Source organism: Citrobacter werkmanii (genome assembly GCF_008693645.1).
Classification (GTDB): domain Bacteria; phylum Pseudomonadota; class Gammaproteobacteria; order Enterobacterales; family Enterobacteriaceae; genus Citrobacter; species Citrobacter werkmanii.
Genome location: NZ_CP044101.1, coordinates 1,351,051 through 1,365,463, shown reverse-complemented (window position 1 = coordinate 1,365,463; position 14,413 = coordinate 1,351,051). Strand labels below are relative to the sequence as shown.

Below are 14,413 nucleotides of genomic sequence, written 5' to 3'. Positions count from 1 at the left end.
CGCGCCACCGGGCCAATGAATAACGGCTACTCCTCGATCGCCTGGCGAATTTGCTGCAGCGACGCCGGATCGTCAATGGTCGTCAGATCGCCGGGATCGCGGCCTTCACAGATTGCCTGGATGGTGCGACGCAGCATTTTACCGGAGCGCGTTTTCGGCAACTGCGACACAAACCAGACGTGTGCCGGACGGCCAAAATTACCAATCTGGCTATCCACCAGCGCCATTATCGCCTTCTCTTCTGAATGCGCGATGTCACGGTCTTCCAGGCTATCGCTCTGCTTCGGAATGACAAATGCAACCGCCACCTGCCCTTTCAGTGCATCTTTCACGCCGACCACCGCCACTTCTGCGACGTTTGGATAGCTGGAAATACTCTCCTCTATCTCACGCGTACCCAGTCGATGTCCGGCGACGTTAATGACGTCATCCGTCCGACCAAGGATGAAGTAATAGCCGTCGGCATCGCGAATGCCCCAGTCAAAAGTGGCATATACCTGACGAGAAAACAGCGACCAGTAGGTATTTACGAACCGTGTGTCATCGCCCCAGATGGTCTGAATACACCCTGGCGGCAGTGGCCCTTCAATCACCAGCATACCCTTCTCATTCGCTGCGCAGGGTTCGCCGGTGACCTCATTGAGCAACTGCACGTTATAGCCATACATCGGCACGCCAGGGCTGCCCAACCGCGACGGCCTGTCGTCCAGCCCACGGGCGATCGCCATAATTGGCCAGCCAGATTCGGTCTGCCAGTAATTATCGATAACCGGGACACCCAGCGTTTCCGTTACCCAACTGGCGGTCGGTTCGTCCAGCGGTTCCCCAGCCAGATACAGCACCTCCAGCGAGGAGAGATCGTGATTGCGGATCTGCGCGGTCGGGAATTTCTTCAGTACGCGTATCGCCGTTGGCGCGGAGAACATCCGGCTAACCTGATACTTCTCAACAATCTTCCACCACACGCCGCAGTCCGGATACGTTGGCAGCCCTTCGTACACCACTGTCGCCATCCCCGCCAGCAGTGGGGCATACACGATATACGAATGCCCAACCACCCAGCCGATGTCCGACGCGCAGAAGAACACGCCGCCCGCTTTACCGCCGAAAATGGTATCCATCGTGGTTGCCAGCGCGACCGCATAGCCGCCAACGTCACGCTGGACGCCCTTCGGTTTACCGGTTGTCCCGGAGGTATAGAGAATGCAGGAGGTTTCATTCGATTCCAGCCACGTCACCGGCACCCGCGCGCCAAGATGCTGTTGGCGCAGCGCGGCAAAGTCGAGGTCGCGCCCCTCTACCCGCGCCATTTTCGCCAGACCGCGATCGACCAATACCACATGACGCGGCTGGTGCTGCGCCTGACTGATTGCATCATCGAGCAGCTTTTTATACGGCAGGATCTTGCCCCCGCGCGCGCCGGCATCCGCCGAAACGATAATCACCGGTTGGGCGTCGTCGATACGTGCCGCCACGCTGTGCGAGGCAAAGCCACCGAACACCACCGAATGGATCGCCCCAATGCGCGCGCAGGCCAGCAGCGTAATATGCGCCTCGGCGATCATCGGCATATAAACCAATACCCTGTCGCCGCGCTGTACGCCCAGAGACAACAACATTGCCGCCGCCACGTTCACTTCGTCGTACAACTGACGAAAGGTAAAGGTACGCTCTTCTTCGGTTTCCGATGACACCGCAATCAGCGCCAGCGCCTCAGGCTGTTTCTCCACCCAACGGTCGATGGCGTTATGACACAAATTGGTCTTGCCGCCGCAAAACCAGCGGGCAAACGGCGGGTTGCTGTGATCCAGCACCTGCGTATACGGCTGATGCCAGTCAATGCGCTGGGCCTGCTCGGCCCAGAACGACTCCGGTTGCGTAATCGAACGTTGATAAAACTCGCTATAAGACATAATGCTCTCCTGTTGAACTTACGCCTTGCCGCACGCAGGTTTAGATTACATAAAGGTCCATATACTCATTGACCGGCATCTGCTCCAGGCGGGCTCTGTCCAGGGAGACATCCAGAATGCGCTGCTGCTGACGGGTCGGGAACTGACGCGCCAGGTTGATTTTGAACTTCTCGACCAGCTTCGGCATACCGTCGTGGCGACGGCGCGCATGACCGATTGGGTACTCCACCACCACTTCTTCAAAACGTGAACCGTCGGTGAACTCGAGAGTGATGGCGTTAGCAATGGCGCGTTTTTCCGGGTCGTGATAATCGGCGGTAAAGGCCGGATCTTCGAAGCAGGTGATCTTCTCGCGCAGGGCATCAATGCGTTTGTCCTGCGCCACGCCGTCTTCGTAATCTGCCGCGGTTAAACGCCCAAACAGCAGCGGGATGGCGACCATATACTGGATGCAGTGATCGCGATCCGCCGGGTTATCCAGTGGGCCTTTTTTATCGATGATGCGGATACAGGCTTCGTGGGTGCGAATGGTCACCTTTTCGATATCCGCCGCCGTTTTACCCGCGGCCTGCAGTTGCTCATACAGCGTCATTGCCGCTTCTACCGCGGTCTGCGAGTGGAACTCAGCCGGGAAGGAGATTTTAAACAGCACGTTTTCCATCACGTAAGAGCCGTATGGACGCTGGAAGCGGAACGATTCCCCTTTGAAGGAGACGTCATAAAAGCCCCAGGTTTTCGCCGTCAGCGCAGACGGATATCCCATCTCGCCCGTTTTTGCCATCAACGCCAGACGTACTGCGCGGGAGGTCGCATCGCCTGCCGCCCAGGATTTACGCGTGCCGGTATTTGGCGCATGACGATAGGTACGCAGCGACTGGCCGTCGACCCACGCCAGCGAAACGGCGTTGAGGATTTCATCCCGGCTCAGCCCAAGCATCTCCGCGACCACCGCCGTGGAGGCGACTTTTACCAACAGAACGTGATCCAATCCAACGCGGTTAAAGGAGTTTTCCAGCGCGATACAGCCCTGAATTTCATGGGCTTTGATCATCCCGGTCAGCACTTTTTTCATGGTCAACGGCGCTTTCCCCGCCGCCACCGCGTTGCGTGACAGCCAGTCAGCCGTCGCCAGAATGCCGCCGAGGTTATCGGAAGGATGGCCCCATTCCGCGGCCAGCCATGTGTCGTTGAAGTCCAGCCAGCGAATCATCGCGCCGATGTTAAACGCCGCCTGCACCGGATCAAGCTGGAACTGGGTGCCCGGTACGCGAACGCCGTTCGGCACTACGGTCCCCGGCACCACCGGTCCTAACAGTTTTTTACAGGCCGGATATTCCAGCGCTTCCAGGCCACAGCCAAGGGTGTCGAGAAGGCAATAATGCGCGGTGTCGTACGCCACCTTTGAGGTGATCTCGTAATTCATAACGTAATCAACGATATCAACGATTTCACGGTCAAAGTCTGGGCGAACGTTCGAAATATGTGCGGACATAGGGTACAACTCCTGTTTTTATATTTAGAGATTTTAATTAGCAACGCTTTTCGATCGGTACAAATACGCGATCTTCCGGGCCGGTGTAGTTGGCGGAAGGACGGATAATTTTGTTGTCCTGGCGCTGTTCGATGATGTGCGCCGCCCAGCCGGTCACGCGGGCGATAACAAACAGCGGAGTGAACATTTCGGTCGGGACGCCCATCATGTTGTAGGAGACCGCCGAGAACCAGTCGAGGTTAGGGAACATCTTTTTGGTTTCCCACATCACCTCTTCCAGACGGTCGGCGATGTTGTACATTTTCAGCGAACCGCCTTCCTGAGAAAGCTGTTTCGCCACGCGTTTAATCACCTGATGGCGCGGGTCGGCAATGGTGTAAACCGGGTGACCAAACCCAATCACCACTTCTTTATTTTCCACGCGTTTGCGGATATCCGCTTCGGCTTCATCCGGCGTTTCATAACGCTGCTGGATCTCCAGCGAAACTTCATTCGCCCCGCCGTGTTTCGGCCCACGCAGCGCGCCAATCGCGCCGATAATCGCGGAATACATATCGGAGCCGGTTCCCGCAATCACACGACTGGTGAAGGTGGACGCGTTGAATTCGTGCTCGGCATACAGCACCAGTGAAATGTGCATCGCCTTTTCCCAGCTTTGCGACGGTTTTTCGCCATGCAGCAGATGCAGGAAGTGCCCGCCAATGGAATCATCGTCCGTTTCCGGCTGAATGCGCTCGCCGTTATGGCTGTAGTGATACCAGTACAAAAGGATCGAACTGAGGGACGCCAGCAGCTTGTCGGCAATATCGCGCGCGCCGGAAACGGTATGTCCCTCTTTTTCCGGTAGCGTACAGCCCAGCGCGGAGACGCCGGTGCGCATCACATCCATCGGGTGGGATGCGGCAGGCAGCGCTTCCAGCACGGTGCGCACGTTTGCGGGTAAGCCGCGCAGCGCTTTGAGTTTGCTTTTATAGGCGGTGAGCTCGTCGCGGGTAGGTAATTTCCCGTGGATCAGCAGGTGCGCGACTTCTTCAAATTCGCACTGCTGCGCCAGGTCGAGAATATCGTAGCCGCGATAATGCAGGTCATTACCGCTTTTACCCACGGTGCATAACGCGGTATTTCCGGCGGCGACGCCTGACAGCGCAACCGATTTTTTTGGTTTAATGACATGCGTGTTGTTTTGCAGGATTGTTGTGTCGCTCATGTTGTCCTCGTCATTTTTATAATATGTAGGGTACAAATTTATTGCCGGATGGCGGCTTCGCCTTATCCGGCCTACGACGGTTACTTTTTTGTGTACAGCGCGTCGAGTTTCTCTTCGAACTGGTAGTAGTTGATGCTTTCGTACAGTTCGTTGCGCGTCTGCATAATGTCGATCACGCTCTTTTGCGTGCCTTCCTGGCGCAGCACGTTGTAGACCCGTTCAGCCGCACGGTTCATGGCGCGGAAGGCAGACAGCGGATACAGGGCCATGGCGACGTTCGCGCTACGCAGTTCATCGGTAGTAAACAGCGGCGTGGCACCAAATTCGGTAATGTTAGCGAGGATCGGAACCTGCACCGCATCGGCAAACTGGCGGTACATCGCCAGCTCGGTAATGGCTTCCGGGAACAGCATGTCGGCCCCCGCTTCGACATACGCCTGGGCACGATCGATAGCCGCCTCTAACCCTTCCACCGCCAATGCATCGGTGCGCGCCATAATCACAAAGTTGGGATCGGTGCGGGCATCCACGGCGGCGCGGATCCTGTCGACCATCTCTTCTTTAGAGACGATCGCCTTGTTCGGACGATGCCCGCAACGCTTGGCGCCGATCTGATCTTCAATATGCAGCGCGGCGGCACCGGCTTTAATCATCGACTTCACGGTACGCGCCACGTTGAACGCCGACGATCCAAAACCAATATCCGCATCCACCAGCAATGGCAGCGGGCAAACATCGGTGATACGACGAATATCGGTCAGTACATCATCAAGGGTAGAAATACCGAGATCCGGCAGACCCAACGACCCCGCCGCAACGCCGCCGCCAGAGAGATAAATCGCCTGATACCCGGCACGCTGAGCCAGCAGAGCGTGATTGGCGTTGATGGTGCCGACGATTTGTAATGGGTTTTCTTTGCTGAGCGCGGCGCGAAACGCCAGCCCTGGAGAGTGTAGAGACATATCCGTCCTCTTGTTATCAACTTGTTACCATTCGTTGATTTACCTAAAGCAAGGGATATGCCAAAGACCGTAACTTTTGTTCAAATTCCATTTTTCATCTTTAAAACAGATAATTACATTTAGAGCCTGTGTTTTTATTGTACAAAAGCGTGTCAGCTATCGTTTCATGAAACCGACTTGAATGTTTCATTGCAACATTTATGAAACACAACTAAACCCTTATACTCGGTTCCTTACTTTTTGGGTTGCTTATGGCTGATACGCATCTTCCGCCGCGAGTGAACGATGACAAACCGGTTATCTGGACGGTTTCGGTCACGCGCCTGTTCGAACTGTTTCGCGACATCAGTCTGGAGTTCGACCACCTGGCGACCATTACCCCTATTCAGTTGGGTTTCGAAAAAGCGGTGGCCTATATCCGTAAGAAGCTGGCCACCGAGCGTTGCGATGCCATCATTGCGGCAGGCTCCAACGGCGCGTATCTGAAAAGCCGTTTATCGATCCCAGTAATCCTGATTAAACCCAGCGGGTTTGACGTACTCCAGGCGCTGGCGAAAGCGGGAAAACTGACCTCGTCGATTGGCGTCATTACCTATCAGGAAACCATCCCCGCGCTAATCGCCTTTCAAAAGACCTTCAATTTGCAGCTCGAACAGCGCAGCTATATCACCGAAGAAGATGCCCGTGGACAAATCAACGAGCTGAAGGCCAACGGTACCCAGGCGGTGGTCGGCGCGGGGTTGATTACCGACCTGGCGGAAGAAGCGGGCATGACCGGCATTTTTATCTATTCGGCGGCCACCGTGCGTCAGGCTTTTGTCGACGCGCTGGATATGACCCGTCTGACGCTGCGCAGAAACGGGCAATACGCCTCTGGCGATATGCTGCGTACCCGCTATGCGCTGGGAGATATGCGCGGTCACTCTGCGCAAATGGAACAGGTGCGGCACACCATTATGCTCTACGCCCGTTCGCGTGCGCCGGTGCTGATTCAGGGTGAAACCGGCACAGGTAAAGAGCTGGCGGCGCAGGCTATTCATCGTGAGTATTTTACGCGTCAGGAGAATCGGCGCGGAAAACCTTCGCCGCCGTTTGTTGCCGTCAACTGCGGCGCCATCACCGAATCATTGCTGGAAGCGGAGCTGTTCGGCTATGAGGATGGCGCGTTTACCGGCTCCCGCCGGGGAGGACGCGCGGGCCTGTTTGAAATTGCCCACGGCGGGACGCTGTTTCTTGATGAGATAGGCGAAATGCCGCTACCGTTACAAACCCGGTTATTGCGCGTACTGGAAGAAAAAGAGGTCACCCGGGTCGGTGGACATCAGCCGATTCCGGTCGATGTGCGGGTGATCAGCGCCACGCACTGCGACCTGGAACAAGAGATGAAACAGGGAGAATTTCGTACGGATCTGTTTTATCGCCTGAGCATTCTGCGCCTTAAACTGCCGCCGCTACGCGAGCGGCTGCCCGATATTCTGCCGCTGGCGGAAGGCTTTTTAAAACAGTCGCTGGCAGAACTGGATGTACCGTTTTCTGAACCCGTGCGTAAGGGATTAGCCCTGAGCCAGCCTACGCTGCTCAATTATGGCTGGCCGGGAAATATCCGCGAGTTACGCAATATGATGGAGCGTCTGGCGCTGTTTTTAAGCGTCGAACCGCAGCCGGAGCTGAACGTACAATTTCTACAGCAGCTATTACCTGAACTGGCCGCTGTTGCTGCCCCACCGCAGGTCACTTCATCACTGACGCCGCAGCAGGTGCTGGCGCAATTCAATGGCGATAAAACCGCGGCTGCACGATACCTCGGTATCAGCAGAACTACGTTCTGGCGCAGGCTAAAAGAAAACCCGCCAGTGCAATGACTGGCGGGTATGTTATCTTTCAGTACCGCGCATTATTTTTTCTTGTAAATATTGGCTGTACCGTGGATTTTATTGTCCGTTTGGCCGGAGGTTAATACCACCACATCTGCGCCTTTCTCTTCGGCTTTCTTCAGAAGGTCTTCTTTCGCATCAGCGGCTGATACTTCATTACTTGTTGAAATATCACCGATTTTGGTATATTGCGACTCAACCTTTTCAAACTCAACCTTCGTCATAAATTCCGCGGCATACGCGTTGGACACAACAAAAGCTAACGCACCAATGAGTACTTTAATTCCAGTTTTCATATAAAAGCTCCAGGTTTTGTTATATATGCCATCATCGCCCCCTGAACATTCGCCATGCGAGTCAAGGATGATTAATAAGTAGTTCAGGCCGCAAAAAAGATCCAGAGCTGGCGGAAATATAAAGATATTTTGCGTATCGCGTATAACAGAAGATCCCACGCCGCGGCATTATCCGGCGCAGTTGGGTTACAGAAACCAGGCGTAGACGCTATTGGCAAATTTAGGCGCATTTCACAATACAGTGTGAGTAAATACGCAGAATGACGAGCGCGCTAAAATTATAGTGTTAGCAGTCTAAGCATGCCCCAGGCCCGCTCTTACTAATGGAATCGTTGTTTATGGAACCTTTACACGCCGTCGTACTTACCATCAGCCTGTTTGTTTTAACCTTTTTTAATCCCGGCGCGAACCTGTTCGTGGTGGTGCAAACCAGCCTGGCGTCAGGACGACGCGCAGGGGTGATGACCGGTCTGGGCGTGGCCTTAGGCGATGCGTTCTACTCCGGCCTCGGGCTTTTTGGTATGGCGACGCTGATTACCCAATGCGAAGAGATATTTTCACTGATTAAAATTGTCGGCGGCGCCTACTTGCTATGGTTTGCCTGGAATAGTGTTCGTCATCAGGCTACACCGCAAATGCCAACGTTACAGCAGCCGATTTCCGCCCCCTGGTATGTATTTTTCCGCCGCGGGTTATTAACGGATTTATCTAATCCGCAAACCGTTCTGTTTTTTATTAGTATCTTCTCCGTCACCCTCAGCGCAGAAACGCCTACGTGGGCGAGGCTCATGGCCTGGGCAGGTATTGTGTTGTCTTCCGTTATCTGGCGTATTTTTCTCAGCCAGGCGTTTTCTTTGCCCGCCGTACGCCGTGCGTATGGTCGAATCCAGCGGGTTGCCAGCCGGGTGATAGGCGCCATTATCGGCGTCTTCGCGCTCAGGCTTATTTATGAAGGTATCAGCCATCGTTAAGCGAGTTTAACTTGACCATTGTGACGTAATTGTCCGTAATACCGCCTGAATTTTTAAATCGCATTTTGAGTGGCAGTGAGATGGAACAGGTTGCTCCGGTAAACGACACATTACTCCTTACAGAATGGCAGGCGTTGTTACGTCAAACATCCCCTGAAGTTCACACGATCCTGACATCATTAAGCGACGAAGAGATCCGCCATTTAGTGAGCGTTTTTTATGACTATATGCTCTCCCATGCGGAGAGCGCATTGTTCCTCAATACAGAACAGGTCAGCACCCGCCTTAGCGGCAGTATGTTTGACTGGCTACGCAGCGTACTTGGTAGCGCGAACGAAGATCTCTCACAACTGCTGGCAAAACAGCGCAAAATTGGCGTGGTGCATGCCCGCATCGGGCTGCCTATCGATCTGGTTAATCGCGGCGCGCGCAAGCTGAAAGATGAATTGTATCGGGTCCTGAAAAAGAAAGCGGAATACTCGCCCGCCCTGCTGAGCGATGCCATCTGTTTCAGCAGTCTGGCAATGGATACCGCCCTGGAGGCCATGACCGTCTCCTATTCCCCCAGCTATCAAAACTCACTGCATACCCAGGAACAGTATCGCCTGCAGACCATTTACGATGACGTCAACGTCGAACGCGAGCGGCAAATACGTTCATTTACCGACTGGGAAAATCAGTTTATCTATAACATCGCCACCGGAATGCCTTTCGGTGAGCTGGTCCTTTTGGCGAATTCTGATTTTGGTATGTGGTTCGCGCATAAGGGAAAATACATTCTGGGCAACAGCAATCTGCTGAAAGAAATGGAGTCGCTGATTGCGGAAATCGACAACCGCCTGACAACCACGCTGTCGCATCAGCATCAGGCGACAGAGCCTGAACGGATGAGCTTGTTGCAGGATGTACGCCAGCTCTCGGCAAAAATCCATTTCCTGCTCGCCTCAATGTTCGACGCGCTGGTGAAGCAGGAAAATGGTAAAGACTCATTGACTCAATTGCTTAACCGACGCTTTATCCCGACCATTATGCGCCGTGAGATCTCGCTGGCGTTACATACCCGGAAGCCCTTTACCCTGGCGATGCTGGATATCGACTACTTTAAGCAAATTAACGACAACTACGGGCATAACACCGGTGATATGACGCTCAAAAACGTCGCGGCGGTTATTTATGATCATATTCGCAGTAGCGATTACGTGTTCCGCTACGGTGGTGAAGAATTTATGATACTGCTTGTCGAGTCAGATCAGTCTCAGGCCAGTATTATCCTCGAAACGCTGCGTATGAAAATTGCCGAGATGCGCATGGCGGCCTCAGCGACAGAAGTATTTTCTGTCACCGTCAGTATTGGCATCGCCGAATATGACTACCATCCTGACTACAAGCAGTTGGTTGATAAAGCCGATCGGGCACTGTACCTGGCGAAAAGTAATGGCCGCGACCGCGTAGAGATATTTCAGGAATAACCTATTTTCCCACGGATAAATAAATACCCCGTTAAGGGTATTTATCTGACCTGCGATAAGTATCGGGCTGTTATTTTTATTCAGGCCTATTGACGCTATAAAAATAACAGCCGCTTAATAAGATGCAAATCAAATACACCAAATCTGAATAGCGCTAGCATATCCCGATGATGACGCCTTCTGAATGTGGGAGGGGAAATATGAGGGATAGTGTAACACCATGAACGGGAAAAAGAGCACGCGCTGGCAGCGCCGCCCAGGCACAACCGGAGGCAAATTGCCGTGGAATGACTGGCGTAACGCCAGTACCTGGCGAAAAGCCACCCAGTTTCTCCTGCTGGCCAGCAATATCTATATTGGCGTGACGTTTTATTATTGGGTCCGCTATTTTGAAACTGCCGGTACCAGCGTCTATATTCCAAGACCCGGCGGTATTGAGGGGTGGCTGCCGATCGCGGGTTTGATGAATATCCGCTACACGCTGGAGACCGGTTTTCTCCCGCCCATCCATGCCGCCTCCATGCTGCTGTTAGTTGCGTTTATCCTGATTAGCTTGTTGTTAAAAAAAGCCTTCTGTTCGTGGCTATGCCCGGTTGGCACGCTTTCCGAACTGCTTGGTACTCTGGGAAAAAAAGTATTGGGTCGCAATTTCACGCTGCCGCGCTGGCTGGATATTCCACTGCTCAGTCTGAAGTATCTGCTGTTGGGATTCTTTCTGTATATCGCTCTGTCGATGCCCGCCCAGGGAATCCAGTACTTTCTGATGTCGGCCTATGGCATGATCATTGACGTGAAGATGCTCGATTTCTTTCGTCATATCGGCTCCGCCACGCTTATTTTCCTGATAATTATCAGCGTTCTGAGCGTGTTTATTCGCAATGCCTGGTGCCGTTATCTGTGCCCTTATGGCGCACTGCTTGGCCTGTTCTCTCTGCTCTCGCCGTTTAAAATCCGGCGTAATGCAGACAGTTGCATTGACTGCGGGAAATGTGCGAAAAACTGCCCGTCTACTATCCCGGTCGATCGACTGATTCAGGTGCGTACCGTGGAATGTACCGGTTGTATGACCTGCGTTGAATCCTGCCCGGTAGCCTCTACGCTGAGCTTTTCACTGCACACCCCTGCGGGGGAACAAGGAAACGGCAAATCGTTATGGCGGCAAACGGCATTGTCAGGCGTTGTCATGACTATCCTGGTGCTGGGTATCCTTTTTGCCACCATTGGCTATGCGGTTTACGCCAAGGTCTGGGATACGCCGGTGCCCGAGCACATGTATTTCCAGCTGATCCCGAAGGCTAAAATGATCGGCCATTAATTTTTAATAACCCTGCCAATTCTGGCAGGGTTTCCCGCCTGTTCCGCTATTTTAAGACTATTGAACTTGTGCCTTCGCGCCCCGGTTTATACAACCTTAACTATCACCTGTGATCATTCATTTTCTATTATGTTATGGGCGACTGCATCCAATAATAAACGGGACAGCATTATGACTAAAATAAAACTGGCACTGCTATTACCTCTGTTTCTGGCGGGTTGTACGATGAGCGACGGGGAATTAAGAAATGCTTACGCTCAGCATTATCAGCAACCCGCCGCCTATGTCGAGACTTATAAACAGAAGATAGCCAGTATGGATATTAATACCCTGGCCCAATATGCCGCCGCAGAAGATAAGAAAAAAATGCGTGGGCAGCCGAGACTGAAAATCGACGAATTCATTACCATCGAGAACGTGCAGGCGAAAGGGAATCGGGTAGTCTACGATTACTCGCTGTCAGAGAGCTGGCTGGCGCTGTCTGCGGACAAACAGCGCGAGAAGCAGATCAATATGAATAAAGATCTGGTCTACCGTACCTGCTCACTGGAAACGGTACGTCTGGCGCAGGCGAAAGGGCTGGAAGAAGAGCATAACTATTACAGCCAGTACCCAGACAAAATCGCCTTCACTCTGAGAACCAGCGCGCAGATTTGTATGCAAAACGGTTTTACGCAATAGCCGCAATCCACTATGCCTGATGCGCTGCGCTTATCAGGCATACAATTTACACACTACAGTAGGCCGGATAAGGTGCTAGCGCCTCCATCCGGCTAAAGCATCAGAATTTCCAGGATACGCTGCCGACAATGCTGCGCTCAGCGCCGAAGTAGCAGTATGAGAGCGAGTTACAGGCCGCAACGTAGCGTTTATCGGCCAGGTTGTTGACGTTCAACTGAGCACTCAGTCCTTTAATACCGATATTCGTTAAATCGTAGCCAATCGCCATATCCACCAACGTATAAGATGGCAGGGTGTGCGTATTCAGACGATCGCTGGTGATTCCGTTGACATAACGCACGCCCGAGCCGAGCGTCAGACCATCCAGCGGGCCGCTTTTCACATCGTAGCTCAGCCAGGTGCTGGCCTGATTCCGTGGTGCATACACGGCACGCTTGCCCTGCTCCTCCGGACTGCTTTTCTTGTAGCGGATGTCGGTGTAGGTATATGCCGCCTGCAGACGGAAGCTGTCCGTCAGTTGACTAATCGCTTCCAGCTCCACCCCTTCAGATTCAATTTCCCCAATCGAGCGGTACGGATCGGTCGGCTCTTCTTTGGTGGCGATATTGGTTTGATTAATGCGGAACACCGACGCGCTGAACTGACTGTTAAGCCCTTCCGGCTCATATTTCAGCCCCGCTTCCCACTGCTTGCCTTTCATCGGCTCCAGCAGATTGCCGTTCTCATCGGCAAAGCTGGTTGGCGTAAAGGCGGTGGAATAACTCACGTACGGCGCAAAGCCGTTATCGAACAAGTAGAGCAACGCGGCGCGGGTACTAAAGTTGTTTTTATCCAGATCGCTGCGGGTATCGTTGATCTTATCAATATTAGACACGCTGACCTGATCGTAGCGACCACCGAGCGTAATACGCCAGCGATCCCATGACATCTGATCCTGCAAATAGTAGCCCGTCTGGCGCAGCTTGTGCTTTTCACGCGCATACATGTCGATATAATCCGGCTTCGCGCCATACACCGGGTTAAAAGCGTCGATCGGCGGGAATGCGCCGTAGTAGCCGGTGGTATTGTTGCTGCGATCCTGATAATCAATGCCCACCAGCAGGCGATGGTTGACCTGCCAGGTATCAAAGCTGCCGTCGAGCTGATTATCCAGCGTAATCGCCGACATTTTTTCATCAGAGCCGGAATAGCCGCGATTAAGCTCGGTTTCGTTCAACCAGCCCGCCGCATACACCTGGTTCAGTTCAACGTCGGTATGCAGATAGCGTAGCTTTTGCCGCACCGACCAGCCGCTATCAAACATGTGCTCAATATTGTAGCCCACCATGTTTTCACGGCGATCGTATTTGTCGTAATCATCCTCACCTTCGTAAAAGGTGTTAGAGATCTTTTGCCCGTAATGCGGAACCACGGTGCCGTCATAAGGCAGACCGGAGTGGCTACCGCCTTCCGGGTCGCGATGCAGATAGGCCATCAGATCCAGACGCGTCTGGTCGGTGATGCGCCAGGTCAGGCTGGGCATCAGCGCGTAACGCTCTTCTTTTAATGGGCCAAACTGCGAGTCCGCGTAACGCGTCATCCCGCTCAGGCGCGCCGCCACACGATCGTTATCATCCAGCGCTCCGGTGACGTCAAACGCCGCGCCGCGCTGGTTATTGTTGCCCGCAAACAGCTTCACTTCCCCACCCGCGTCAAACGACGGTTTACGCGACGTCAGCGCCACAATACCGCCCGGAGAGGAACGGCCATACAGCACGGAAGCCGGGCCGCGCACCACTTCGATATCTTCAAGGAACCACGGATCGACCACCAGCGAGCTGTGTGAGTTGGTGTCGCCCATCATCTTTAGACCATCGAGATAGACGTTGTCCAGGCTGCCATCGGAGAAGCCGCGCAGCACAATGTAGTCAAAGCGGTTGGAGGCGCCAATCTGATTGCTGTATACCCCCGGCGTATAGCTAACGGCCTGACGCACGCTGGTTGCGCCCTGCTCTTCAAACTGTTCGCGGGTAATGATGGATACCGATTGCGGGGTTTCAATATCCGGCGTGGCAAGCTTCGTGGCCCCGCTCTGCATTTGCGAGGTGACAACGACCGTATCGTTTTTTGTTGTTTCCTGCGCCAGCAGAGGAAAAGCCACGCTGCCGGTCACCCATCCTACCAACAGCGCCAACCGAGTCTTCGCGAACATGAGTATCTCCAAAGGCATTTCTAATTGTAAGTGAGAATTATT

General features: G+C 53.6%; 11 protein-coding genes. 5 read left to right on the top strand and 6 right to left on the bottom strand.

Annotation, left to right across the window (positions count from 1 at the left end; translation table 11 throughout):
* Positions 1–26: 26 nt before the first annotated feature.
* From prpE to prpB, 4 genes are all read right to left on the bottom strand, one after another.
* Positions 27–1,913, bottom strand: coding sequence for a propionate--CoA ligase (gene prpE / locus FOB24_RS07140; RefSeq protein ID WP_150344717.1), 1,887 nt, complete (start codon positions 1,911–1,913; stop codon positions 27–29).
* A 40-nt stretch (positions 1,914–1,953) separates the two neighbouring features.
* Positions 1,954–3,405, bottom strand: a complete 1,452-nt coding sequence (locus tag FOB24_RS07135; protein ID WP_042310272.1) for a bifunctional 2-methylcitrate dehydratase/aconitate hydratase — start codon at positions 3,403–3,405, stop codon at positions 1,954–1,956.
* A 37-nt stretch (positions 3,406–3,442) separates the two neighbouring features.
* Entirely contained in the window at positions 3,443–4,612 is a 1,170-nt protein-coding gene (prpC, locus tag FOB24_RS07130; RefSeq protein ID WP_038637983.1) for a bifunctional 2-methylcitrate synthase/citrate synthase, read from the bottom strand.
* Between the two features lie 80 nt (positions 4,613–4,692).
* On the bottom strand, positions 4,693–5,574 hold the full coding sequence (gene prpB, locus FOB24_RS07125; RefSeq protein WP_038637980.1) for a methylisocitrate lyase: 882 nt from the start codon (positions 5,572–5,574) through the stop codon (positions 4,693–4,695).
* A gap of 251 nt (positions 5,575–5,825) precedes the next feature.
* On the opposite strand from prpB, the gene prpR reads away from it, so the two are divergent.
* Positions 5,826–7,436: a propionate catabolism operon regulatory protein PrpR gene (prpR, locus tag FOB24_RS07120; RefSeq protein ID WP_110498664.1), complete on the top strand. Its 1,611-nt coding sequence runs from the start codon at positions 5,826–5,828 to the stop codon at positions 7,434–7,436.
* A gap of 32 nt (positions 7,437–7,468) precedes the next feature.
* Here the strand turns inward: prpR and yahO are convergent, their stop codons facing one another.
* Positions 7,469–7,744 carry a DUF1471 family periplasmic protein YahO gene (yahO, locus tag FOB24_RS07115; protein WP_006685820.1) on the bottom strand — a complete coding sequence of 92 codons (276 nt, stop codon included), beginning with the start codon at positions 7,742–7,744 and terminating at the stop codon, positions 7,469–7,471.
* Between the two features lie 338 nt (positions 7,745–8,082).
* Here yahO and FOB24_RS07110 point away from each other — a divergent pair, with 338 nt between their 5' ends.
* The 4 genes from FOB24_RS07110 (at position 8,083) to FOB24_RS07095 (ending at position 12,180) form a co-directional block, all read left to right on the top strand.
* Entirely contained in the window at positions 8,083–8,715 is a 633-nt protein-coding gene (locus tag FOB24_RS07110; protein WP_038637976.1) for a LysE family transporter, read from the top strand.
* Positions 8,716–8,795: 80 nt separating this feature from the next.
* A complete protein-coding gene (locus tag FOB24_RS07105; protein WP_038637972.1) occupies positions 8,796–10,184 on the top strand; it encodes a diguanylate cyclase in 1,389 nt (462 codons plus the stop codon).
* 220 nt (positions 10,185–10,404) lie between these two features.
* Complete coding sequence (locus tag FOB24_RS07100; protein WP_150344716.1) at positions 10,405–11,499, top strand: 4Fe-4S binding protein; 1,095 nt, start codon at positions 10,405–10,407, stop codon at positions 11,497–11,499.
* A 171-nt stretch (positions 11,500–11,670) separates the two neighbouring features.
* Positions 11,671–12,180, top strand: coding sequence for a hypothetical protein (locus FOB24_RS07095; RefSeq protein WP_069323898.1), 510 nt, complete (start codon positions 11,671–11,673; stop codon positions 12,178–12,180).
* A gap of 100 nt (positions 12,181–12,280) precedes the next feature.
* Here FOB24_RS07095 and foxA read toward each other — a convergent pair whose 3' ends face one another.
* Positions 12,281–14,389, bottom strand: coding sequence for a ferrioxamine B receptor FoxA (gene foxA, locus FOB24_RS07090; protein WP_150344715.1), 2,109 nt, complete (start codon positions 14,387–14,389; stop codon positions 12,281–12,283).
* Between the last annotated feature and the right edge of the window lie 24 nt (positions 14,390–14,413).